The organism is Oceaniglobus ichthyenteri, assembly GCF_003057885.1.
In the GTDB taxonomy this organism is placed as follows: domain Bacteria; phylum Pseudomonadota; class Alphaproteobacteria; order Rhodobacterales; family Rhodobacteraceae; genus Oceaniglobus; species Oceaniglobus ichthyenteri.
The window spans coordinates 232,173-256,313 of sequence record NZ_QAGK01000006.1; the positions used below are offsets into that span (position 1 = coordinate 232,173).

21 protein-coding genes are annotated in these 24,141 nt (G+C 59.1%); 10 read left to right on the forward strand and 11 right to left on the reverse strand.

Features of this window, described 5'->3' with window-relative positions:
- Window positions 1-52 precede the first annotated feature (52 nt).
- From sufB to iscR, 3 genes are read right to left on the reverse strand one after another with little or no spacing between them, the layout of a single operon-like run.
- Window positions 53-1,570 carry a Fe-S cluster assembly protein SufB gene (gene sufB, locus C8265_RS11355; RefSeq protein ID WP_108484117.1) on the reverse strand — a complete coding sequence of 506 codons (1,518 nt, stop codon included), beginning with the start codon at window positions 1,568-1,570 and terminating at the stop codon, window positions 53-55.
- Between the two features lie 12 nt (window positions 1,571-1,582).
- Window positions 1,583-2,626 carry a cysteine desulfurase family protein gene (locus C8265_RS11360; protein WP_108484118.1) on the reverse strand — a complete coding sequence of 348 codons (1,044 nt, stop codon included), beginning with the start codon at window positions 2,624-2,626 and terminating at the stop codon, window positions 1,583-1,585.
- On the reverse strand, window positions 2,623-3,084 hold the full coding sequence (gene iscR / locus C8265_RS11365; protein ID WP_108484119.1) for a Fe-S cluster assembly transcriptional regulator IscR: 462 nt from the start codon (window positions 3,082-3,084) through the stop codon (window positions 2,623-2,625). The genes C8265_RS11360 and iscR overlap by 4 nt, the downstream gene beginning before the upstream one ends.
- A 165-nt stretch (window positions 3,085-3,249) precedes the next feature.
- On the opposite strand from iscR, the gene C8265_RS11370 reads away from it, so the two are divergent.
- The 4 genes from C8265_RS11370 (at window position 3,250) to typA (ending at window position 7,738) form a co-directional block, all read left to right on the forward strand.
- Window positions 3,250-3,903, forward strand: a complete 654-nt coding sequence (locus C8265_RS11370) for an alpha/beta hydrolase (RefSeq protein ID WP_108484120.1) — start codon at window positions 3,250-3,252, stop codon at window positions 3,901-3,903.
- Window positions 3,904-4,568: 665 nt separating this feature from the next.
- Window positions 4,569-4,904, forward strand: coding sequence for a DMT family transporter (locus tag C8265_RS11375; protein WP_108484121.1), 336 nt, complete (start codon window positions 4,569-4,571; stop codon window positions 4,902-4,904).
- Between the two features lie 32 nt (window positions 4,905-4,936).
- Window positions 4,937-5,842 (forward strand): mechanosensitive ion channel family protein, encoded by a 906-nt coding sequence (locus C8265_RS11380; RefSeq protein WP_108484122.1) that lies wholly within the window; start codon window positions 4,937-4,939, stop codon window positions 5,840-5,842.
- A gap of 75 nt (window positions 5,843-5,917) precedes the next feature.
- Window positions 5,918-7,738, forward strand: a complete 1,821-nt coding sequence (typA, locus tag C8265_RS11385; protein WP_108484123.1) for a translational GTPase TypA — start codon at window positions 5,918-5,920, stop codon at window positions 7,736-7,738.
- Window positions 7,739-7,874: 136 nt separating this feature from the next.
- Here typA and C8265_RS11390 read toward each other — a convergent pair whose 3' ends face one another.
- Window positions 7,875-8,165, reverse strand: coding sequence for a DUF1330 domain-containing protein (locus C8265_RS11390; RefSeq protein WP_108484124.1), 291 nt, complete (start codon window positions 8,163-8,165; stop codon window positions 7,875-7,877).
- A gap of 3 nt (window positions 8,166-8,168) precedes the next feature.
- Window positions 8,169-10,829, reverse strand: a complete 2,661-nt coding sequence (gene alaS / locus C8265_RS11395; RefSeq protein ID WP_108484125.1) for an alanine--tRNA ligase — start codon at window positions 10,827-10,829, stop codon at window positions 8,169-8,171.
- A 286-nt stretch (window positions 10,830-11,115) separates the two neighbouring features.
- Here alaS and C8265_RS11400 point away from each other — a divergent pair, with 286 nt between their 5' ends.
- Genes C8265_RS11400 through mnhG form a run of 6 tightly spaced genes read left to right on the forward strand, consistent with a single transcriptional unit; the run spans window position 11,116 to window position 17,030 of the window.
- Window positions 11,116-13,995, forward strand: coding sequence for a monovalent cation/H+ antiporter subunit A (locus C8265_RS11400; protein WP_108484126.1), 2,880 nt, complete (start codon window positions 11,116-11,118; stop codon window positions 13,993-13,995).
- A 1-nt stretch (window position 13,996) separates the two neighbouring features.
- Window positions 13,997-14,344, forward strand: coding sequence for a Na+/H+ antiporter subunit C (locus C8265_RS11405; protein WP_108484127.1), 348 nt, complete (start codon window positions 13,997-13,999; stop codon window positions 14,342-14,344).
- Window positions 14,341-15,882, forward strand: coding sequence for a monovalent cation/H+ antiporter subunit D (locus tag C8265_RS11410; protein ID WP_108484128.1), 1,542 nt, complete (start codon window positions 14,341-14,343; stop codon window positions 15,880-15,882). The genes C8265_RS11405 and C8265_RS11410 overlap by 4 nt, the downstream gene beginning before the upstream one ends.
- A gap of 1 nt (window position 15,883) precedes the next feature.
- The gene (locus tag C8265_RS11415) at window positions 15,884-16,384 is read left to right on the forward strand and encodes a Na+/H+ antiporter subunit E (protein ID WP_108484129.1); all 501 of its coding nucleotides are present in this window, start codon (window positions 15,884-15,886) and stop codon (window positions 16,382-16,384) included.
- Window positions 16,381-16,668 (forward strand): K+/H+ antiporter subunit F, encoded by a 288-nt coding sequence (locus C8265_RS11420; RefSeq protein WP_108484130.1) that lies wholly within the window; start codon window positions 16,381-16,383, stop codon window positions 16,666-16,668. The genes C8265_RS11415 and C8265_RS11420 overlap by 4 nt, the downstream gene beginning before the upstream one ends.
- Window positions 16,665-17,030: a monovalent cation/H(+) antiporter subunit G gene (mnhG, locus tag C8265_RS11425; protein ID WP_108484131.1), complete on the forward strand. Its 366-nt coding sequence runs from the start codon at window positions 16,665-16,667 to the stop codon at window positions 17,028-17,030. The genes C8265_RS11420 and mnhG overlap by 4 nt, the downstream gene beginning before the upstream one ends.
- Before the next feature lie 12 nt (window positions 17,031-17,042).
- Here mnhG and C8265_RS11430 read toward each other — a convergent pair whose 3' ends face one another.
- The 6 genes from C8265_RS11430 to C8265_RS11455 form a co-directional block, all read right to left on the reverse strand.
- Window positions 17,043-17,657, reverse strand: a complete 615-nt coding sequence (locus C8265_RS11430) for a DUF1989 domain-containing protein (protein ID WP_108484132.1) — start codon at window positions 17,655-17,657, stop codon at window positions 17,043-17,045.
- 10 nt (window positions 17,658-17,667) lie between these two features.
- Window positions 17,668-19,662 carry a CocE/NonD family hydrolase gene (locus C8265_RS11435; RefSeq protein ID WP_108484133.1) on the reverse strand — a complete coding sequence of 665 codons (1,995 nt, stop codon included), beginning with the start codon at window positions 19,660-19,662 and terminating at the stop codon, window positions 17,668-17,670.
- A gap of 64 nt (window positions 19,663-19,726) precedes the next feature.
- Complete coding sequence (locus C8265_RS11440) at window positions 19,727-21,283, reverse strand: ABC transporter substrate-binding protein (RefSeq protein WP_108484134.1); 1,557 nt, start codon at window positions 21,281-21,283, stop codon at window positions 19,727-19,729.
- Window positions 21,280-22,290 carry an ABC transporter ATP-binding protein gene (locus C8265_RS11445; protein WP_108484135.1) on the reverse strand — a complete coding sequence of 337 codons (1,011 nt, stop codon included), beginning with the start codon at window positions 22,288-22,290 and terminating at the stop codon, window positions 21,280-21,282. The genes C8265_RS11440 and C8265_RS11445 overlap by 4 nt, the downstream gene beginning before the upstream one ends.
- Entirely contained in the window at window positions 22,287-23,261 is a 975-nt protein-coding gene (locus tag C8265_RS11450; RefSeq protein WP_108484136.1) for an ABC transporter ATP-binding protein, read from the reverse strand. The genes C8265_RS11445 and C8265_RS11450 overlap by 4 nt, the downstream gene beginning before the upstream one ends.
- On the reverse strand, window positions 23,258-24,139 hold the full coding sequence (locus C8265_RS11455; protein ID WP_108484137.1) for an ABC transporter permease: 882 nt from the start codon (window positions 24,137-24,139) through the stop codon (window positions 23,258-23,260). The genes C8265_RS11450 and C8265_RS11455 overlap by 4 nt, the downstream gene beginning before the upstream one ends.
- Between the last annotated feature and the right edge of the window lie 2 nt (window positions 24,140-24,141).

Genomic DNA, 24,141 nt, shown 5'->3' on the forward strand with positions numbered 1-24,141 from the left:
CCACCTTGGGTGCAGGCCCACCTGAATCTTTTTCGTGCTGAAAATCTTCGGCCTAGCCGACAGACCCTTCCAGGCTGATCGCAACCAACTGCTGCGCCTCCATGGCGAATTCCATCGGCAGGGCCTGCAACACTTCCTTGCAGAACCCGTTCACCACCAGGGCGACCGCCTCTTCCTCGTCCATCCCGCGCGAGCGGCAATAGAACAGTTGATCATCGTCCACCTTGGATGTGGTCGCCTCATGCTCAACCCGCGATGAGTTGTTGCGCACTTCGATATAGGGCACCGTATGCGCGCCGCACTTATCCCCGATCAGCAGGCTGTCACACTGGGTAAAGTTGCGCGAATTCTTGGCCTTGGGGTGCATGGATACCAACCCGCGATAGGTGTTCTGCGCTTTGCCCGCCGAAATGCCTTTGCTCACGATGCGCGATTTGGTGTTCTTTCCCAAATGCACCATCTTCGTACCGGTATCGGCCTGCTGATAGTTGTTGGCGATGGCGATCGAGTAAAACTCGCCCTGGCTGTCATCGCCGCGCAAGATGCAAGACGGATATTTCCACGTCACCGCCGACCCCGTTTCAACCTGGGTCCACATGACCTTGGAGCGATCACCACGACAATCGGCGCGTTTGGTGACAAAGTTGTAAATTCCGCCTTTGCCCTCATCATCGCCCGGAAACCAGTTTTGCACAGTCGAATATTTAATCTCGGCATCGTCCAGCAGGACAAGTTCGACCACCGCCGCGTGCAACTGAATCGTGTCGCGCATCGGCGCGGTGCAGCCTTCCAGATACGACACATAGGCCTCTTTGTCGCAAATGATCAGCGTGCGCTCAAACTGGCCGGTGTTTTCGGCGTTGATGCGGAAATAGGTCGACAATTCCATCGGACACCGCACGCCGGGCGGCACATAAACGAACGATCCGTCAGAAAACACCGCGCTGTTCAGCGTCGCGTAAAAGTTGTCAGATTGCGGAACGACCGAACCCAGATATTTCCTGACCAATTCAGGGTGGTCCTGAATCGCGTCAGAGATCGAACAGAAGATCACGCCAGCCTTTTTCAACTCGGCCTGAAATGTGGTGCCAACGGAAACAGAATCAAACACCGCATCCACCGCGACCTTGCGGTTTTCGTCGGCGTTTTCCGCGCCCTCAACCCCGGCCAAGATCATCTGCTCCTTCAGCGGAATGCCCAGTTTCTTGTAGGTTTCCAAAAGCTTGGGATCGACATCATCCAGCGATTTGGGCTTTTCCGCCATGCTTTTGGGGCGGGCATAATAATACTGATCCTGAAAATCGATTTTCGGGTAATGCACCATCGCCCACTCGGGCTCTTCCATCTGCTGCCAACGGGCAAAGGCGGCCAGCCGCCAATCCAGCATCCACTGGGGTTCGTTGTTCTTTTCCGAAATCAGGCGCACGATATCTTCGTTCAGGCCCTTGGGCGCATAATCCATCTCGATGTCGGTGGACCAGCCGTGTTTGTACGTGCCCGAAAGGGATTTCACCGCATCCACGGTTTCCTGGTCTACGCCCTCTTTTACGTCTACATCAAATGCAGTCATCTCGATCCCCTTTCAGACGGCTTTCGCCCTATATTTCCGTTCTTGCGCCAACCAGCGGTCGGCAAAGCGTTCAATCTCATCCCGCGTCGTCTGCGGCCCCAGCGATACGCGGATCGCACTTGCGGCCTGATCTTCGTCATATCCCATGGCGCGCAACACTGCGCTGGCGCGCACCTTGCCGCTGGAACAGGCCGATCCGGCCGATATTGCAAAACCACCCAAATCCATCTGCATCACCTGGGTTTCGCCCTTCCAACCGGGGGCGAGAATGCATGAGGTGTTGGGCAACCTCAATGAGTCTTTCCCGACTAAAATAGTCACTTTCTCAGAAGCTTCCAGAGCTGTTTCTAGAATATTTCTAAGTTCTGCAACCCCATCCCAGATTCCATTGGCCAAATCTTCAGACGCAGCTTGAGCTGCGGCGCCCAACCCCGCGATTCCAATGATGTTTTCGGTTCCCGAGCGGCGGCCCATTTCCTGCCCGCCGCCTTTGATCAGGACGGGCAAATCCAGCCCGCGGCGCAATAAAACCGCAGCCACACCTTTGGGTCCGCCGAATTTATGGGCAGAAATCACCGCCACATCGGCCCCCGACCATTCAAAAGCGAAAGGTATTTTACCGAATCCCTGAGTCGCATCGCAAAACGCCACCCCCTCTGGCAGCGCCTGAACCACCCCGGTTTCCGAGTTCGCCAATTGCACCGCACTTGCCCCCGGATCGGCGACCGTGATTGCGCCGTTCGCATCGACAGCCAATGCCCGGTCGCACCAGGCCAGCACCGCCTCGTGTTCAACCGGCGCACAGGTCAATCCCCGCCCCGACAAAGCCATGGCGCAGCCTTCTGTGGCCGATGATACGAATACGATATCCGATGCCTCGGCCCCGCAGGCCGCCGCCACCTGGCCACGGGCGCGTTCAATCAGCGCCTTGGCGGCGCGTCCTTCGCCATGCACGGATGACGGATTGCCGACCACATCCATTGCCGCCACCATTGCCGCGCGCGCCGCAGGGCGCAACGGCGTGGTCGCGTTCCAATCAAGATAGGCGCGATTCATGCCTCATCCACCACGGTGAACAGGGTCGGCACCGCCGGGCATGGCGCCAGTTCATTGCCCACAACATCCGACAGTCGGGTCTGATGCAAGAACACATAGACATGGGCGCTCAGCCCTTCCCACAGCCGGTTGTTCAACGATTGTGCACGACTTCCCGAAACGGCACCCTGGGCACCGGCACCTGTGTGCATGGCGCTGACCGTTTCATCCACCGCAACCATCACTTCGGCCACACGAATCTCTGTGGCCGGACGTGCCAGACGATAGCCGCCACCGGGGCCGCGCACGGATTCAACCAGATTGGCACGCCGCAATTTGACGAACAACTGCTCAAGATATGGCAGGGAAATATCCTGCCGCTTGCTGAGTTCGCCCAGCGTCACCAACCGATCCGAACCGGTCAGAGCCAGATCCGTCAGGGCAACCATGGCATATCGGCCTTTTGTGCTAAGTTTCACGTGGCATTCCCCTTGTTTGATTACGGTGAACAGTTGACGTCAAGGCTTGGGGCAATTACCTGAGCCATTCATCCTGTGCCTTTATCGCAGATTAGAACCATTCTAAGGTGCCCGTGCGTTTTCGTCAAGAATAAGCGGCGCACCGCAGTCACGTCAGGGAGACATATGCCCGAGGTTATTTTTCCCGGACCGGAAGGTCGGCTTGAGGGGCGGTATCATCCGCAGAAAAAACATGACGCCCCGATCGCGATCATCCTGCATCCGCATCCACAATTTGGCGGCACCATGAACAACCGTGTCGTGTATAACCTGCACTATGCGTTTCACGCCATGGGCTTTACCGTGTTGCGGTTCAATTTCCGCGGCGTTGGCCGTTCGCAAGGCGAATACGATCAGGGCATCGGCGAATTGTCCGATGCGGCCAGCGCGCTGGATTATTTGCAGTCGATGAACCAGAACGCCAAACATTGCTGGGTTGCCGGATTCAGCTTTGGCGCGTGGATCGGGATGCAGTTGTTGATGCGCCGTCCGGAAATCACCGGTTTCATCAGCGTGTCACCCCCCGCCAACATGTATGATTTCAGCTTTCTTGCGCCCTGCCCGGCCTCGGGTCTTGTGATCAACGGCACGGCTGACCGTGTCGCGCCGCCCCGTGATACGGTGGCTCTGGTGGACAAGCTGCACGAACAAAAGGGCATTACCATCACCCACACCGAGATCGAAGGCGCCGGCCATTTCTTTGAAGATCCGCATATGGAACATATGATCGGTGACGTTCAAACCTATGTGCGGCGGCGGCTGACTGAAAACACGCGGTAATTGTGGCGTTGGGCGGATTGGGGGCCAGCCCCCAAACCCCCGGGATATTTGCGGCAAGAAAAAACTGTGCTGCAGGATGTGATATTACCCGGCGGGAGCCAGCATTGATACGGCGCACCTTGAATAACGGGGTGCGCCGCAGGCCAGTTTTTTAACCTGCTTTGTAATTTATGCCGCGCCCCAATCTGGCCTTAATTTGCCCGATTGCAGATTGATTCCCGAAGCTGAGCGCCTTCAAGCCCCCGAAGATGCAGACAATGCCACGCAGACCGGGCAATTGTTTCTTTAAATTTGAATCAAATTGGGCAAATCAAGCAAATTCGTGGCTGATTTCAGGCAACTCTTGCCTTATTCGCGCCTTAATCGGCATACCGTTGGGGGGCGAACACGAGGGAGCAATGCCATGATCCTGATCATCACGATTACAATCGTTGTCGGCATCGAAGCCTTGGTGACAAGCTGAGCCGCCATGCGAATTGGTACGCGGTCTGTGATGGCGCGATGCCACACAACACATGATCCGATTTGGGCGGCGTCCCGCTGTTTGGTCGCGCGTTATGGTTGTGAATGCCGCGTGTGATGATTATGCCATCTGGGGCAGGATGGTGTTGCACACGTCAGTCATCAGCAGGCCTGCACCTATTCCAGTCAAGCCGAAAGCCGCCATGCCCGCCCATTATATATATCTGTTCTTTGCCATTCTGGCCGAAACCGTTGGCACCACTGCATTGCAAGCCAGTCAGCAATTCAGCCGTTTCTGGCCTTCGGTTGTTGTGGTGATCGGGTATGGCCTCTCATTCTGGTTGATGGCCTTGGCGCTGAAGACCATGCCAGTGGGCATCGTTTATGCAATCTGGTCGGGTCTTGGCATCGTTTTTATCGCTGCCATCGGGTTCTTTGTGTTTGGGCAACGGTTGGATCCGGCAGCCGTTTTTGGGATGGCGCTGATTCTGGCGGGTATTCTGGTGATACATTTGTTCTCAAATAGCGCCACCCATTAGGAACCCAGAGCGCAGAAAGGGCGTTTGCCTGTATGCAGAATTTGTTTTCCGGCCTTTGGTCCGTTTTCCCCGCCCCGCTTCGTGATCAATTGCAAGGCTACGCCACCGGGTTTTGGGAGGTTCTGCCCCGGCTGGTTTTGTCGGTCGTTTTCATTGTCTTCATCTGGCTGGTGATAAAAGCCGTACAGTGGACAGTGCCGCGCGCCCTGCGCCGCACGGGCATGCGCCGGTCGTTGGTTGATGTGGTGATGATGCTGATCACTGTTGGCCTGTGGCTGATGGCCGGGCTGATTGCCGTGACCATCGCCTTTCCCACCATTACGCCGGGGCGCGCGCTGACCGCGCTGGGGATTGGCGGGGTCGCAATCGGGTTTGCCTTCAAGGACGTGTTTGAGAATTTTCTAGCGGGGGTTCTTTTATTGATCCGCGAGCCGTTTTCCGTCGACGATTACATTGATTGCGAGGGGATTGAGGGCCAGGTTGAACGGATCACGATTCGCGATACCCATGTGCGCCAGACCGACGGGCAACTTGTGGTGGCGCCCAATGCGATGTTTTTCAAGAATCCGGTCACAATCCGCACGTCGCGCGATGTGCGCCGGACCACGGTGATCTGCGGCGTTGCCTATGGCGAGGACGTGGACGCCGCACGCGAGGTGATCGAAAACGCGGTGCGAAACGTCAATCTGGTGCGCGACGACGTGCGCGATGTTGAGATATTCGCACAGGAATTTGCCGACAGTTCAATCAATTTCGAGGTCACATGGTGGACCGGATCGCGCCCCATCGACATTCGCCAATCGCGCGATCATGTGGTATCCGCGGTCAAGCGCGCGCTGGATGAGGCCGGGATCGAAATACCGTTTCCCTATCGGACGATGACGTTCAATGAACCGCTGACCGTGATCACCAAGGATGAAAACGACACAAAAGACTGATCCGATGCGCGCAAAGGGTGGTGTTTTCTGCGGCTGCACGGTATTGCCCGCGCAACTCCGAAAAAGGTAAGACATATGGACCTTCGCAATATCGCGATCATCGCACACGTTGACCACGGCAAAACCACGTTGGTGGATGAGCTGTTGAAACAATCCGGCGCCTTTCGCGCCAATCAGGCCGTTGCCGAACGCATGATGGACAGCAACGATCTGGAGCGCGAGCGCGGGATCACGATCTTGGCCAAGGCCACATCGCTGGAATGGAAAGGCGCGCGGATCAACATCGTTGACACCCCCGGCCACGCCGATTTCGGTGGCGAGGTTGAGCGGATCCTGTCGATGGTTGATGGTGTGGTTCTGTTGGTGGATGCCGCCGAAGGCCCGATGCCACAAACCAAATTCGTCACCTCCAAGGCGCTTGCCCTTGGGTTGCGCCCGATTGTTGTGTTGAACAAGGTTGACAAGACCGATGCCGAGCCGGACCGCGCCCTGAACGAAGTGTTCGATTTGTTTGCCAATCTTGAGGCAGACGACGATCAACTGGATTTCCCGCATCTTTACGCCAGCGGGCGTTCGGGGTGGTGTGATGCTGAACTGGACGGGCCGCGCAAGAATCTGGACGCGCTGTTCAATCTGGTGATGCGCCATGTGCCCCCTCCGGCACAGATGAAGCACAAGGACGAACCGTTCAGCATGCTGGCCACCACTCTTGGCTCGGATCCGTTTGTGGGCCGTATTCTGACCGGTCGTGTGGAAACCGGGACATTGAAAGTGGGGGCGACCGTTCAGGCGCTTTCACGGATCGGGCAAAAGATTGAACAGTTTCGCGTAACCAAGATTTCGGCGTTTCGCGGCCCGATTTCTTTGGATATCGAAGAGGCAAGCGCCGGTGATATCGTGTCAATTGCAGGCATGACCAAGGCCACCGTGGCCGATACGATCTGTGCCTTGGCGGTGGAAACCGCCCTGCCCGCGCAACCGATCGATCCGCCCACAATCACCGTGACCTTTGGCATCAACGACAGCCCACTGGCCGGCAAGGACGGCAAAAAGGTTCAGTCGCGGGTCATTCGCGAACGTCTGATGAAAGAGGCCGAATCGAACGTCGCGATCAAGGTTACTGACACACCCGGCGGCGAAGCATTCGAAGTGGCCGGGCGTGGTGAGCTGCAAATGGGCGTGTTGATTGAAAACATGCGCCGTGAGGGATTCGAACTGTCAGTGTCGCGGCCTCAGGTATTGTTGCGCGAAATTGATGGCGTCACCCACGAGCCGATCGAAGAAGCCACCATCGATGTCGATGATGAGTATTCCGGCGCGGTGATCGAGAAAATCACCGGATCGCGCAAAGGCGAATTGGTTGAGATGAAACCGGCAGGTGCCGGTAAGACCCGCATTGTCGCCCATGTGCCATCGCGCGGTTTGATCGGGTATCACGGTGAATTCCTGACCGACACACGCGGTACGGGCGTGTTGAACCGTGTGTTTCACGAATGGGCGCCGCACAAGGGCACGATTCCCGGACGCCGGGCCGGGGTTCTGATTTCGATGGAAACGGGCGTTTCGGTGTCCTATGCGCTGTGGAAACTGGAAGACCGCGGCAAATTCTTTATCGGCGCGCAGGTGCCGGTTTACACCGGGATGATCATTGGCGAGCACAGCCGCGAGAACGATCTTGAGGTGAATCCGCTGAAAGGCAAACAGCTGACCAACGTACGCGCCAGCGGTACGGATGAGGCCGTGCGCCTGACCACGCCGATCACCCTGAGCCTGGAACAGGCCATCGCCTATATCGATGATGATGAGCTGGTCGAAGTGACGCCGAACGCCATTCGTTTGCGCAAGCGGTTTCTTGATCCGCACGAACGCAAGCGCAACGCGAAAAGCAAACCGTGATCTGACGGAGGCCCCCCATGGGGGGCCACATGATGTTTTGGTTTGGCGCGGGCTGTCACGGCCCGCGCCATTTTTTATGGTGTCACGTTTGGAGCTTTCGGGAGCCTCCGGCGGGGATATTTTCAGAAACGGAAAATCAGGGCGCGCATTCTTCGACAATCGAGAGTTCGCGCTGTGCGGCACCCTTGGCAAAGCCGAGCGCCTCTTGGTAGCCCGGCGAGTGATAGCAATCATGTGCCGCCTGCATGGACGGAAAGCGGGCGACCACGTTGCGCGGGCGATCCGGGCCTTCGAGGGTTTCATAGGCACCGCCACGTGCCAGGAAAACGCCGCCATGTTCCGCGATCACGCTGGTGGCGCGTTTTGCGTATTCGCCGTAGGCGGCCTCATCGGTTACTTTGACATGGGCGATCCAGAGAGCGGTCATGACTTATCCTTTCAGCAGGGTTTTTACGGCATCAATGGCGGCTTGGGCCGCGGAGGCATCTTTTGCACCGCCCTGGGCCATATCGGCGCGACCACCGCCGCCTTTGCCGCCCATCGGCGCGACAGCGACGCGCACCATATCAACAGCCGAGACGGTTTCGGTCAGATCCGGTGTGACGCCGGCAGCCACGGCCACCTTGCCGCCTGCATCCGCGATCAGCAAGATTGCGCCACTGCCCAGTCGTTCCTTGTGGGCATCGACGAGGCCGGGCAGATCTTTTCCGGTCACGCCATTCAGCACCTGAGCCAACAATGGCACGCCGTTGATTGTGTCGGCACCCGGTTGTTCGGACTGGCCCGCCCCGCCTGCCATGGCCAGTTCACGGCGTAACTGCGCCACTTCGTTTTGCAGGGCCTTGCGTTCGTCAAGCAGGCCGCGCAGGCGGTCGGGCACATCGGCGGCACCGGATTTCAGCATCAGTGCGGCCTGTGCAAGGCGATGATCCTGACCGCTGAGATAATCGAATGCGGCGGCCCCGGTCAGGGCCTCGATCCGGCGCACACCCGCGCTTGATGCGCTGTCGCCAAGGGTGACGAACAGGCCGATGTCGCCGGTGCGCGCAACATGGGTGCCGCCGCACAGTTCGATTGACCAGGTTTTGCCATCACTGCCCTTGCCGGTATCGGCCTGGCCCATGGACACGACGCGCACCTCGTCGCCATACTTTTCACCGAACAGCGCCTGTGCGCCCAGGCCACGCGCGTCATCGGGCGTCATGATCCGGGTTGTGACCGCCGCGTTCTGGCGCACAAAGTTGTTCACCCGCGTTTCGATTTCCGCGATCTCGTCGAGGGTCAGCGCCTTGTTATGGCTGAAATCAAAGCGCAGCCTGTCGGGTGCGTTCAATGAGCCACGCTGTGCCACGTGATCGCCCAACACTTCGCGCAATGCCTCGTTCAACAGGTGGGTGGCCGAATGGTTGGCGCGGATCAGGCTGCGCCGGTCGTGATCAACGCTCAGCACTGCACCGGCCCCGGTTTTCACCACGCCTTCGGTGATTTCGGCAAAGTGGATGAAAACGCCGACGGATTTGCGGGTGTCGGTGATGCGCGCGCGCCCTTCGGCGGTGGTCAGGGTGCCGCTGTCGCCCACCTGGCCGCCGGATTCCGCGTAAAACGGGGTTTGGTTGACAACGATCTGCACCGTCTGGCCCGGCTTTGCCTCGGCCACGGGGGCGTTGCCATCGACCACGGCCAAAATCTGGCCTTCGGCCTGTTCGGTATCATGGCCCAGAAATTCGGTGGTGCCGTGGCGTTCGGCCAGATCAAACCAGATCGCCGCATCTGCCGTTTCGCCCGACCCCGCCCAGGCGGCGCGCGCCTTGGCCTTTTGTTCGGCCATGGCGGCATCGAACCCGGCAATGTCCACGCCGCGCCCCTGTTCGCGCAAGGCATCCTGAGTCAAATCGAGAGGAAAGCCAAAGGTGTCATACAGTTTGAATGCCGCCGCCCCGGACAATGCGCCGCCTTCGGGCAAATTCGCCACCTCGTCATCCAACAGGCGCAGCCCCCGATCCAAGGTTTGGCGAAACCGGGTTTCTTCGCTTAACAGAGTTTCCTGTATCATGCTTTGGGCGCGGCCAAGTTCGGGATAGGGCTGACCCATTTGCGCCACCAGTGCAGGCACAAGCCGATGCATCAGCGGATCCTTTGCGCCCAACAGATGCGCGTGGCGCATGGCGCGGCGCATGATCCGGCGCAACACATATCCGCGCCCTTCATTGCTGGGCATGACCCCATCAGCCATCAGGAACGACGTTGAACGCAAATGATCGGCAATCACCCGGTGGTGGATATTCTGCGGGCCATCGGGATCGGTGCCGGTGGCCTGTGCGCTGGCCTCGATCAGGGCGCGCAGGATGTCGGTGTCGTAATTGTCATGCTTGCCCTGCAACAGCGCGCCAATCCGTTCCAGCCCCATGCCGGTATCGATGCTTTGGTTGGGCAGATCGCGCCGGGTGCCATCCTCCATCTGTTCATATTGCATGAACACCAGGTTCCAGATTTCGATAAAACGATCGCCGTCTTCATCGGGGCTGCCCGGAGGGCCACCGGGAATATGATCGCCGTGATCGTAGAAAATCTCGGTGCAGGGGCCGCACGGGCCGGTGGGGCCGGCAGACCAGAAATTATCATCGGTGGCGATGCGGATGATCCGATCATCAGGCAGCCCGGCGTGTTTTTTCCAAATCTCCACCGCCTCATCATCGGTATGATACACCGTGACCAACAGGCGCGACGCATCGATGCCGAATTCCTTGGTCAAAAGATCCCAGGCCAGCGGAATCGCCTCGGATTTGAAATAATCGCCAAAGCTGAAGTTGCCCAGCATTTCAAAAAACGTGTGGTGGCGCGCGGTATAGCCGACATTATCGAGATCGTTATGTTTGCCCCCGGCGCGCACACATTTCTGCGCGGTCGTGGCGCGGGTGTAATCGCGATGCTCAACCCCGGTGAACAGGTTCTTGAATTGCACCATGCCGGCCGCGGTAAACATCAGCGTCGGATCATTGCGCGGCACCAAAGGCGAGCTTTCGACGATTTCGTGACCGTTGCGTGCAAAATATTCAAGAAATGTCGTGCGGATTTCATTCAGGCTGGGCATTGGGCGATCCTGGTGGTTCAAAGGGCCATTTCGATCTATCCCTGTCCCACTTGTCTGTCCACAGGGGCAATGCATTTCGTCGGTTTGAGATGTAAAAACCAAACCCGTCACACAGGCGCTTCGCCGCCCTGTAACGGTGGCAGGATGATTTCAATGCCCTGCGCGCTGTGCAATGATTGGTTTATCACGGGTAATCACCGCAAAAGACTAAATTTTACCGCTGCACGGTTGTGATTTCGGTTAAATTTGTGAGAAAGGTATCTGTGCCATTGAATCAGGAGCTTCCGTGTCCCTATTTATTCTCGTCGCCCTGCCCTTCCTTGGTGCTCTTCTTCCTGGTTTGATGAACTCGGCTGGCCGCTCTGCCACAGCGGGGGTGACGTTTACCGTTTCGCTGACGGCATTCATTGGCCTGCTCAGTCATCTTCCCGCAGTTCTTGCCGGCAACGTTGTCACCGCGCGGGTTGATTGGATGCCATCGCTGGGGCTGAACTTCACGCTGATGCTGGATGGTCTGGGCTTTTTCTTTGCCCTGTTGATCCTTGGGATCGGGCTTTTGATCATTGCCTATGCGCGCCGTTACCTTAGCCGCGATGACAACATGGGCCAGTTCTTTACCTATCTGTTGTTGTTTCAGGGCGCGATGGTCGGGATTGTCTTAAGTGATAACATCCTGCTTTTGCTTGTGTTCTGGGAGCTTACGTCGCTGTCATCGTTCCTGTTGATCGGGTTCTGGAAACATCTGCCCGAAGGTCGGCAAGGCGCGCGAATGGCGCTGATTGTCACCGGGATGGGGGGCCTTGCGATGATCGGTGGCATGCTGATCCTGGGTCAGATCGTAGGCAGTTATGATCTAAGCGTGATTTTGCAAAGCCGCGAAATGATCCAGGGCGATCCGCTGTATCTGGTGGCGTTGATCCTGATCTTGCTGGGCTGTTTTACCAAGTCGGCACAGTTCCCGTTTCATTTCTGGTTGCCCCACGCCATGGCCGCACCGACACCGGTTTCGGCCTATCTGCACTCGGCCACGATGGTGAAGGCGGGTATTTTCCTGATGGCGCGGATGTGGCCGGTGCTGTCAGGCACGCCGGAATGGTTTGTCATCGTCACCACCGCCGGGCTGATCACGATGGTTCTGGGCGCGGTGATTGCGCTGTTCAAACATGACCTCAAGGCGCTTTTGGCTTTTTCCACCGTCAGCCATCTGGGCCTGATCACGATGCTTTTGGGCACCGGTACGGCGTTTGGGGCGATGGCGGCGGTGTTTCACATTCTCAACCACGCAACGTTCAAGGCCGCGCTGTTCATGTCGGCCGGCATCATCGATCACGAAACGCACACCCGCGATATCCGGCGTCTGGGCGGGTTGCGCCATTTGATGCCGGTGACTTTTGGCATTGCGTCACTGGCCGCCCTGTCGATGGCGGGTATTCCCCTGCTGAATGGGTTCCTGTCAAAGGAAATGATGCTGGAGGAAGCGACACGCACAGTTCTGTTTTCAACCCCGTGGCTGGTTCCGGCGCTGGCGACCTTTGGCGCGTTGTTTTCGGCGGCCTATTGTTTCCGCCTAATCGGCCATGTGTTTCTGGGCCCGGTGCGGGATGATTATCCGGCCAAACCCCATGATCCGGGTGCCGGCATGTGGTTGCCGCCTGCCATCCTGGTGGTGCTGGTTGTGGTGATTGGCGTTGCGCCGTTTCTGGCCGAGCCCTTTGTCAAATTGGTAACAGCGGCGGTGCTGGGTGATACCGTGGCGGTGCCCGATGCCCATTTCAAGATTTGGCACGGGTTGGTGCCCGCGCTTTTCCTGTCGGTCATCGCGGTTGTTGGTGGTTTGCTGATGATCGCCATTTTCAACCCTGCCCTGCGCCTGTGGGATGCCGCCCCCCGCCCCGAGGCCAAGTTGATTTTCGAAGCCATCGTCGAGGCGGTGGCGCGGATGTCGCAGCGGTTGATCCTGCCGTTGCATGATGGCGCATTCACGCGTTACGCGGCCGTCGGTTTCATCGTGATCATCGGCGCCGGTTTTCATGCCTGGACCACCGGAACAGTCGGCGCGCCCACCCGCGCGGCGCAGTCGGCGGGCCCCGTGGTGATTGCCGGTTGGGCCATGCTGGTGGCGGCAACCGCCGGGATGGTGGTGTTGCACCGCAACCGGTTCCTGTCCCTGATCCTGATCGGGATTGTCGGCCTTATGGTTTCGGTCGGCTTTGTTTTTTTCAGCGCGCCGGATCTGGCGATGACCCAATTCACCGTTGAAGTGGTGACGATCATCCTGATGCTTCTGGCGCTTAATTTCCTCCCCAACCGCACCCCCGTAGAAAGCACGACATTGCGCCGTGTGCGCGATTCCGGGGTGGCCATTCTGGGCGGTCTGGCGGCCTTTACGCTGGCCTATCACTATATGCTGCGCGGTCCGGTGGCGACGCCGATTTCCGAATTTCACCTTGCCAATTCCTACAAGGGTGGCGGTGGCAACAATGTGGTTAACGTGATCCTGGTCGATTTCCGCGGGTTTGATACCTATGGTGAAATCATTGTTCTGGGCATTGCCGCGCTGCTGATTTACGCGCTCACGGAAACCTTGTTGAACGGGCCGGTGCGTGCACGCCTGTTGAACCGTAAACCCGACCAGCCGCGCGCGGGCGATGTGCACCCGATGATGATGGTCGTGCTGACGCGGGTGCTTTTGCCGCTGGTTCTTCTGGTTGGCTTTTACGTGTTCTTGCGCGGTCACAACGAACCGGGCGGCGGATTCATTGCCGGGCTGATCGTGTCGATCGGCGTGGTGATGCAATATATGGCCAGCGGTTTCTCCTGGACCTCGGCGCGGCTGAGATATCCCTATCATGGGGTGATCGGCGCGGGTGTTCTGATTGCCGGGCTGACGGGCATCGGCGCGTGGTTTGTGGGCAAACCATTTTTGACCTCGGACTTTACCTATGTGCGCATTCCACCGTTTCAAAAATTCGAACTGGCCACCGCCGCGCTTTTCGATCTGGGTGTGTTTCTTGCAGTTCTGGGCGCCGTGATGCTTTCGCTGGAAAGCTTTTCGCGGCTGGCGCGCCGCGCCCATGTGCCCGACAGCGAACACCCGATGGATATCGACCCGTCAAGACCTGTTCCGCCGCCCGACCCGGCCGCGTTCGCGAAGGAGGACGTGTGACATGGAATTGCTTGTCGCTTCGGCCATTGGCATCATGACCGCCGGTGGAATTTACCTTGTGCTGCGGTTGCGCACCTTTCCTGTGATCCTTGGGATGTCGCTGCTGACCTATGCAGTCAACGTGTTTCTGTTCACCTCTGGGCGGCTGACCGTCGGTGCGCCGCCGATCCTGCGCGATGGCGTGACCGTCTATACCGATGCATTGCCACAGGCCCTTGTGCTGACTGCGATTGTGATTTCCTTCGGGATGACGGCGGTTGTGGTGATGATGGGCCTTGGGGCGTTTCTTGGGTCGGATGACGACCATGTCGACGACCAGCCCGAAACCGATGCGGAGGACGGATCATGAACCACTGGATCATCGCCCCCGTCGTTTTGCCCGCGTTGATGGCACCATTCATCGTGTTGGCAGCCCGGTATCACATCGGGATTCAGCGTGCGTTTTCCGTGGCCGGTGTGCTGGCCATGATCGGTATTGCCCTTGGGTTGGCATTTCAGGTGTCTGACGGGTCGATTCTGTTGTATCAGATGGGCGACTGGGCCGCGCCATTCGGCATCGTTCTGGTGGCTGACCGTCTTTCGACGCTGATGGTGCTGCTCACGGTGGTGTTGGCACTGTTTGTGCTGCTTTATGCCATCGGTTCGGGCTGGGATGAGCGTGGGCGGCATTTTCACGCCCTGTTCCAGTTTCAGTTGATGGGCCTGATGGGCGCCTTCCTCACCGGTGACCTGTTCAACCTTTTCGTTTTCTTCGAAGTCCTGCTGATCGCCTCTTATGGGTTGATGATTCACGCTGGTGGCAACGCCCGTATTCGCGCGGGCGTTCAGTATGTACTGTTCAATCTCATCGGCTCGACGTTGTTTTTGTTCGCGCTTGGGTCGATCTATGCCGAGACAGGCACGTTGAACATGGCCGACTTGGCAAACCGCGTTGCCCAGATCGGCCCCGAGGCGACGGTTGGCATTCGCGTGGCGTCGGTTCTGTTACTGTTGGTCTTTGCAATCAAGGCGGCGGTCGTGCCGCTGCATTTCTGGCTTCCGTCCAGTTACGCCGAGGCACCGGCGCCGGTTGCCGCGCTGTTTGCGATCATGACCAAGGTGGGGGGATATGCGATCATCCGGGTCTATACCCTGATCTTTCCAACCGATCTTGCGGTCACATCGGGCCTGCACGATTTGTGGTTGTTGCCCGCTGCGCTGGTGTCGCTGGCCATTGGCATGGTTGGTGTGCTTGCCGCGCAACGCCTGGATCGGTTGGTGGCGTTTTCGGTTATCGGGTCGATGGGCATGGTGTTGGTGGCCGTCGCGCTGTTCACGCCCGCCGGGATTGCGGCGGCCCTATATTATGTTGTGCACTCCACGCTTGCCGGTGCGGTGCTGTTTCTGATTTCGGATCTGGTGCGCACCGGACGCGGCAATCTTGATCTGACACCACAGCCCCCGATCGCCGGAACATCCCTGACTGCCGCGTTCTTTTTCATCGGCGCCATCGCCATGGCCGGTCTGCCGCCGCTGTCGGGTTTTCTGGGCAAACTGCTGTTGCTTGATGCCGCCTATGGCACCGATCTGGTGATCTGGATCTGGGCCGTGGTGTTGATTTCCAGCCTGATCAGCTTGGCGGGATTCGCCCGCGCGGGCAGTGTTCTGTTCTGGAAATCCCACAGCATCCCCACCCCCGAGAGCGACGAGCCGCTGCCACAACCCGCCGCGTTATCGTATGTTGCGGTGGGCGGGCTGATTTCGGTGTTGGTGGCCAATACAGTGTTCGCCGGACCGATCCACAGCTATACCACAACCATCGCCGCGCAATTGTTCGCGCCTGCGCCCTATATCGCAAAAGTGTTGGACACCCCAGGCAAACTCAGCCCGCCGAAGGAGAACAATTGACATGACACGCGCGTTCTACTGGCTGATGCCGCACCCTTATCTGACACTGCTTCTGACGGTGGTCTGGGTGATTTTGCAAAACGAAGTATCCGCAGGGATGGTTGTGTTTGGGATCATCCTTGGCATCATCATCCCCCGTGCCACGGCAATCTGGTGGCCCGACACCCCCAAGGGATTCAGCCTTGGCAAGATGACCACCTATAGCCTGATGGTTTTGTGGGATATTCTGGTGGCCAACATACAGGTGGCCTGGATCGTTCTCAGCGTCCCGAACGCAAAACTGAACCCAGCCTGGATCATCATTCCGCTGGACCTGCGCCAGCCCGAAGCAATCACCGTTCTTGCCGGCACCATCACCCTTACCCCGGGAACCGTTTCGGCCGATCTGTCGGATTCCGGTCACAGCCTGTTGGTTCATGTGCTGCACACCGATGACCCCGACGCCATCCGCGACGATATCAAAAACCGGTATGAACATCGCCTCAAGGAGATCTTCTCATGACGACAGCTTCCGCTCTCATGGATATCGCCATGATCATCACCTTTGTCGCACTGGCACTGGGACAGATTCTGTCAATGGTGCGGCTGGTTCTGGGGCCGACGCCGGGCGACCGGATACTTGCGCTTGATACCATGGTGATTAACGCCTTGGGCCTTGTGGTCATGCTGGGTATTTATCTGGGCATTCAGATTTATTTCGAGATTGCGCTGTTGATCGCAATGCTTGGGTTTGTGTCCACTGTTGCCCTGGCCCGCTTTCTTCTCAGAGGAGACATCATCGAATGACCGCCGAGATTGTTGGAACATATATCGTCGCCTTTTGCCTCTTGGCGGGTTCGGGATTTGTGATCGTCGGCGTGATCGGCCTGTTGAAATTCAACGATCCGATGACACGCCTGCACGCCCCCACCAAAGTGGGCACCATGGGCATCGGGATGCTGCTTTTGGCGTCGATGATCCATTCTTTCATGCTGGGCGATGCGTCGATGCATGAATTGCTGATCATGGCATTCCTGTTCGTCACCGCGCCGATTTCGGCCCATTTCATCGCAAAGGTCGCCATTCACGGCGCAAATTGCGAAACACCGCCGCCACCGCCGCGCGATGACACCTGGTCAACGCTCAACACCCCCGAGGGCGATCTTTAACGAAATCCGGCGTTATCGGCGCCGGATTCGCAGTGCCACGTCGCGTGGCACACCATCAGTGCCGTTAATCACGATCAGGTCTTGCGGGCAGGCCGAAACGGCAAACAGGCAATCCATTTCGGCGCGCAGCCGCACATATTGTCCGGGCGCGGTGCGGCTGGGATTATCCTCAAGCACGTCATTGTCACGGATCACCGTTTCCATGAACAGGTTCCATGGCGTCGGGATACGCGGCGGGGTGCGCCCGATCCGCGCGAACGCAGCGCGCAGGTTGTCGGCGCAATTGTCGTGATACCCTTTGTGGCCGTAAAATATCCGGTAGCTGGGTTCACAACAGGCCGGGCACAGGGTGTCGTGAATGCCGGGCGATGTATCTTCGACAAAGGTCAGGATCGTGCGCCAACTGTCGGTGCACAGGGCATCACCGGGGCGAAACGTCATCCGGTAATGCAAGATCCGGCTGTGTTCCATCGACATGTATTCGTCGGGCGCATCCAGGGGAAAGGCCCAGGTATCAACCACCTGACCACCGTGGGTGTTAACCACATCCACGCTATCCCCGGCGGCCAGTTCGATCATCCGCGCCTGTCGCGCGGGGACTTTGACCGTTTCGTAACCGTCGCTCATCGCACTCTCCTCAGTATTCGAATTCATCGGTCCAGTCGCGTGCGAACACCTCGTCGTCGCCCTCTTTCGCCGTAAACCGCGACGTCAGAACAAGGGTTGTACCCCGGCGCACCACCCGGGTGTCGGTTGCAATGCTGACGCACCAATCGCCCCGCTGATAGGTTTCGCAGAACTGAAAACCCGCCTCGGCCGCTCCGCCATCGCGGCGTTGAATAAAATAGTCCTGCGCGCCGCTGGATGTGATGCGAAGACCGTCAATCTCATAGGTTGACGGTGAGTTTTCTGTGCTAAGCGCAACCGCCCCGGTGGCCTGATTCCAATGTACATCACGGCTGACCTCCCCCGCCGCAATCACGGTTGACGGAACTGGCATGGCGTGGATCGCCGACGCGAAATCGGGCAGATCGTGATCGGCCTCTGTCGGCATTCCCGGCAAATCCAGCCGCAGGGATCCGGGCGCGAACCGGATTGCGTTATTGTCCGCCTCGGGCCAAACCATCGGCCAATAACTGGTCGACAGGGCCAGGCGCAGGCGGCTGCCGGGCGCAAATTCATGGGCAACACTCTTGATCGGCAGGGCGATTTCAAACATCTCACCGGGTGCCACGCCTTCGGGGCGTTTCAGGCGGTGCAATCCAAAAGTGATGCGCGCCACGGTGCCGTCGGGTTTCACCTCGTTCAGGCGAATCGCCAACAGGGCGCGCGGCCCGTCAAACGACAGGCGCAGCGTCAGCGTGGCGATCCCCACCAGATGCAGCGGTTCCGTTAACGGTGGGGTTGCAAAACACAGGGATGGCCCATCGTCCAGTGCCGCATCAGCGGCAAATTCCGGCCCGTTGCCGCCACCATCAAGCGGGCACCATTCGCCCCCCGCCGCGCCAACGGTCAGCGGGCTGTTCAGCACGATTTCATCACCCGCCCTGCCGGGTGTGGGCGACAAACGCTGGTCATCGGCAAAAAATGTTGTGCTCGGGGCGGTGGCGGGCCAGGTATCGACGCCAATCCAATCACCATCTATTTCGGGCGCACAGGTGTCGGGGTGCGGATCGCGCCCAACCCAGAGGCGCAGCATCGGCTCCTCCATCATGCCGGTGTCTTCATCCATCAGCCAATGACGCCACCAGCGCATGCACTCTTGCAAGAATCCGATCCGCGGCCCCGGCTGCCCCCATGTCGGGTACATATGTGTCCACGGCCCGATCAACGCCTTTCGCGGGCCGGGCAAATGCTCCATCAGGCGCAGGATCGGATCGGTATAGCCATCAACCCAACCGCCCACGGCATAGACCGCACAGTCGATATCGGCATAGTTTTCACAGACCGAACCGTGCCGCCAGAACGCATCCCGCTCCATATGGGCCATCCAGCGGGCCAATGGCGGCCTGATGCCATCAAGGCGGGCCTTCCACATATCGCGCCATGTATCGCCCACATGGGCCGGATCGGGCGGACGGCCCAGTTGGGTAAACAGCCCCGCGCCCCATTGCATCCCGTCGATCAACAGCGCCCCGCCCATGAAATGCACATCGTCTCGATACCGGTCATCGGTGGAACAGGCGGTTATGATTGCCTTGAGCGCGGGGGGACGCCGCGCGGCAATCTGCAACCCCGCAAACCCGCCCCATGAAATGCCGATCATCCCGACATTGCCGTTGCACCAATCCTGCGCAGCCAGCCATGCGATGACCTCAAGCGCGTCATCCTGTTCCTGTTTCAGGTATTCATCATGCAAAAGCCCGCCGGAATTGCCCGATCCGCGAATATCGACCCGGCAGGCGGCGATCCCGCTTTCGGCGAAATACCCATGCATCATGCTGTCGGCCAGGGCGGTGCCATCGGATTGGCGATAGGGAATCCACTCCAAAACCACCGGCACCTTGGCCGCTGCGGGTGTTTGCGGCAGCCACAAACGCGCAGTCAGTTGCGTGCCATCACTTAGCGGAATGGCGATTTGGCGAAACGGCGCGGGGTGATCATTTGTTGTGGCGAATGAGAAATTCTGCATGGTCGAAAACCCGGTAAACGTGGTGTGGCCCGCCCGGTGTCATCCCCGGGCGGGCGGCGTTGTGTCAAACGGCAGAGAAATCGCGCAGCAGCGCCCATTGGGCATCGGCACTGAACACGGCGTTCACCTCGGGTTTGGACACCCAGGCATTCACCCCGTGATACAGGAACACATAGGCGCCGGTTTCCTCCAACTCATTCTGCAGCTCGACATACATCTGTGCGCGCTTGTCGGGGTCGGTTTCGGCCACGGCGGCGGCGTTTTTCTCATCCCAGCTTTGCGAACAGGTGCGCTGAAAATTCCAGTTTCCGATCTGATCACAGGTGAACCATTCGGTCACCCAGCTGGGGTCGGGCGCGGTGGTGAACGGTTCGATGATCAGCTCGATGTTCTTCTGGCCTTCGGGGTCTTGTGCCTCGGCGATCATGGTGTTGCTGTCCATCTGCCGGATAGTCAGCGAAATGCCCACAGCGGCCAGTTGCACCTGAAGCACCTGAGCAACGATCAGAATATCGGGGTTGGTGCCAAAGGTCAGCGAGATCGACAGATCCGACACACCCGCCTCGGCCAACAGATCCTTGGCCTTTTGCGGATCATGGCCATACAGCACGTTGTCGCGCGCGCCCAACAGCGGCGGTGGCACCAGACCTTCGGCCTGATTGACCGCGCCGCCAAATGTGGCATCAACGATCTGTTTCACGTCCACCGCATGTTGGATCGCGCGGCGCACTTTGGGATCGGACAGTTTGGGGTTGTCCGCATTCATCCCGATCCAGGAATACCCAAGCGCGGGTTTCACCACCAGATCGGCACGGCTGCCCTCATAGGACGGGATCGAGTTCACCGCGATCTGGGTGCAATCGATATCACCTGCCGCAAAGGCGGTTTCGGCCGATGTGACATCGCCAATCGGCAACAACTCAATCGTGTCATAGTATGGTTCGGGGCCGGTCCAGCCGGGATTGCGCGTCAGGCGGATCACCTCGCGCGGGCGCCATTCGGCCAGTTGATAGGGGCCGGAACAGGCCGGAACCTGCGCGGTAAAGCTTTTCTGCCCCGATGCCTCCAACGCCTTTTTGCTCAGGATAAGCCCCGAGGCATGGGGCAGCGTTGATGTAAACAGCGGCGCAAACGGGTTTTTCAGATGAATGATGCCGGTGTATTTTCCGGTCACCTCGACATTGTCCAGTGCCGCCCAATCCGAGGCATAGACGGCGTTCACTTCGGGATCGGCAAAGCGTTCATAGGAGAATTTCACATCTTCGGCGGTCATTTCGCCAAAATCGTCGGTGAACATGATGCCCTGACGCAATTCAAATTTCACGTGCTGCGGATCACTGTCGTCGATCATCGCGGCGGCGTCTTTTTCCCAAGTCCATTCATCGCCCGGCGCATAGCGCACGAGGCCGGAAAAGATCGCAAACATCACGGTTTCATCGTACCACCCGCCGCGCAACGCCGGATCAAGGCGTTCGATATCGCGGTCATTGCGGATGCGCAGGGTTTTGTTGTCTTGCGAAAACGCGGTCTTCGGGCCGACCATGCCCCCAATGGCCAAGGCCAATCCGCCGCCGCCCACACGTTGCATTGCCTGGCGGCGTGTCAGTTTGAATTCAGTCATATCTCGCTCCTGTCGGTTAAAGGGTCTGGTGTGGCCACAGGCATCTCTTGCGGCCTGGCGTAATGGCAGCTTGCCACATGGCCGGCGCCGATGGTTTCAAGCGCGGGCGCCTTTTGCGCGCAAAGATCGGTGGCCAACGGGCATCGGGTGCGAAATTCACATCCGGTGGGCCGGTCGGTCAGGCTGGGCACATCACCGGCGATCAACCCTTCGCCGCCGGTGGCATCCTTGGCCCCGATCAGGGCGCGGGTATAGGGGTGGGCGGGGGCGCGAAAAATCTGCTCGCTCGTGGCTTCCTCGACGATGCGGCCCAGATACATGATCGCAATGCGATCAGTGACATGGCGCGCCACGGCAAGGTTGTGGGTGATCAAAAGAAAGCTCACCCCAAGACGCGCCTGAAGATCGTTCAGCAGGTTCAAAAGTTCGCCCTGCACCGACAGATCAAGGCCCGCTGTCGGCTCATCGGCGATCACCAGACTGGGTTCAAGTGCCAGGGCACGCGCCACGGTCACGCGCCGCGCCTGACCGCCGGAAATCTGATGGGGATAACGGTCGGCGAAATCCGGGGTCAGGCCGACCAGATCCAACAGTTCAACCGCACGATCCCGCCGCCTGCCGTTCATCGCGCCCTGTATGGCAAGGGGTTCGGTGACAGATGTGCCCAAAGTCATCCGCGGATCAAGTGACGCCACCGCATCCTGAAACATCATCGCGGTGCGCAATCTGATCTGGCGCCATTCCGGCGCATCCTGCGACGTAACGGTAATATCATCCACCCGCACCGACCCCGCCGTGATCGGAGCCAGCCCCATGGCGGCCCGGCCCAGCGTGGTTTTTCCACTGCCGCTTTCGCCAATCAGGCCAACGGTCTGGCCCGTATCAATGGCCAGTGATATGTCGGGCAACACGGTCACATGGGCGGGCGCACCGCGCAGCCGGGCGATATAACCGGCCGAGGGATAGCGCACCTCAAGATCTGTAATTTCCAAAAGCGGGCGGGTCATGTGTTCACCAGATGGCAGGCGGCGCGGCGGCCCGGCCCTGCGGATTCAAGTTTCGGGCGGATGGTTTCGCAACACTCAATCGCAACCGGACAACGCGGTGCAAACACGCACCCTTGGGGAAGATTGTCGGGCGCGGGCACAGTGCCCGGAATCGTGGGCAGACTGCGGGTGGGTTTGCCAATCCGGGCCGGATCACACGCAAGAAGCGCCTGTGTATAGGGGTGTTTTGGGGCCTCAAGCACCTGAGCCACAGTACCGGATTCCACTAACTCACCGGCATACAAAACCGCCACCCGGTCGCACAGGCGTTCAACCACGCTGATGTCATGGGTGATAAACACGGTGGCACCGCGCACCCGCGCCTTGGCATCCGCCATAATCCCGAGGATCTGCGCCTCGGTCGTGGCATCGAGCGCCGTTGTCGGCTCGTCCGCGATCAACAATTTCGGCTCGGCCAACAGGGCGGCGGCGATGGCGATGCGTTGCAAAATGCCGCCTGACATCTGATGGGGGTATTGCGTCATCCGCACCTCGGGGTCAGACAGCCCGACCTGCGCCAACATATCCGTGGCGCGTGCACGACGTTCAGCGCGGTTCAGATCCCCGCGCCAATGCTGAAACTCATCCAACTGCCGCCCGATCCGCATGATCGGGTTCAGGGCGGTAAACGGATCCTGCGCAATGGTGGCAATTTCGGTGCCGCGCAGGGCGCGCAGGGTGCGGGCCGGCATATGCGCCAGATCGCGCCCCTCAAACCGCACAGTGCCGCCAATCTGCGATCCATCGGGCAACAGGCCGATGATCGCGGCGGCCAGGCTGGATTTTCCCGACCCGCTTTCGCCGACAAGGCCAAGGGTTTCGCCCTGCGCCACGTCCAGCGTGACACCGCGCACCGCCGGGGCCGGTGCGCCGGGATAGGTGATGGAAACATCGTCAAGCGACAGGATCGGTTCGCGCACCAAATTATTCATGACCGCCCCCCGCTGCGCGGATCGAGCGCATCGCGCAGCGCTTCGCCCAGAAAGGTGAAGGCGATCGTCGACACGACAATCGGCAGCCCCGCCGCCACCGCAATATGGGGCGCTTGGCGCACATAAGTGTATCCCTCGGCCAGCATGTTGCCCCAGCTGGATTGCGGCGGCTGAATCCCCTGCCCCAGAAAGCTGAGCCCGGATTCAATGCCGATGACGGCGGGAATATCCATGGCAATCAACACCAAAATCGGCCCGATCAGATTGGGCAACATATGCGTCACCGCAAGCCGCAGGCGCGACGCGCCCATGGATTGTGCGGCAACGATAAAATCGGCGTTGTTCAGCACCATCACCTGATTGCGGACAACGCGGAAATACCCCGGCGCCATCGATACCGCGATCACCGAAATCAGTGTGACCATCGATGCGCCATATATCGTGACCAGCGCCAGCGCGAACAAAACCAAAGGCAGTGCCTTGATCGAATCGTTGAATAAAACCAACACACTGTCCAAAACCTTACCACCCAGCCCCGCCGCCATGCCCATGGCCATGCCGACAGCCAACGCGCCACCGGTGCCGGCGAAAGCCACATACAGTGCGGTGCGCGTGCCATGGATGATGCGCGATAACAGATCGCGCCCCAACTGATCGGTGCCCAGCCAATGGGCGCCGCTTGGCCCCTGCATTCGGTTGACCGGCGCAATGGCGTTGGGGTCGTACGGCGCCAGCCAAGGTGCCGCAATCGCGGCCAGCGCAAAGGCCATCACCACGATTGCCGCGATGGCCCCCAGCGGCGCGCCAAACAAACGGCGCAGCACGCCAAAGCGTTCGGCACGCACGGCAACGGGAGGCGATACAGTGCTGTCAGCCATGG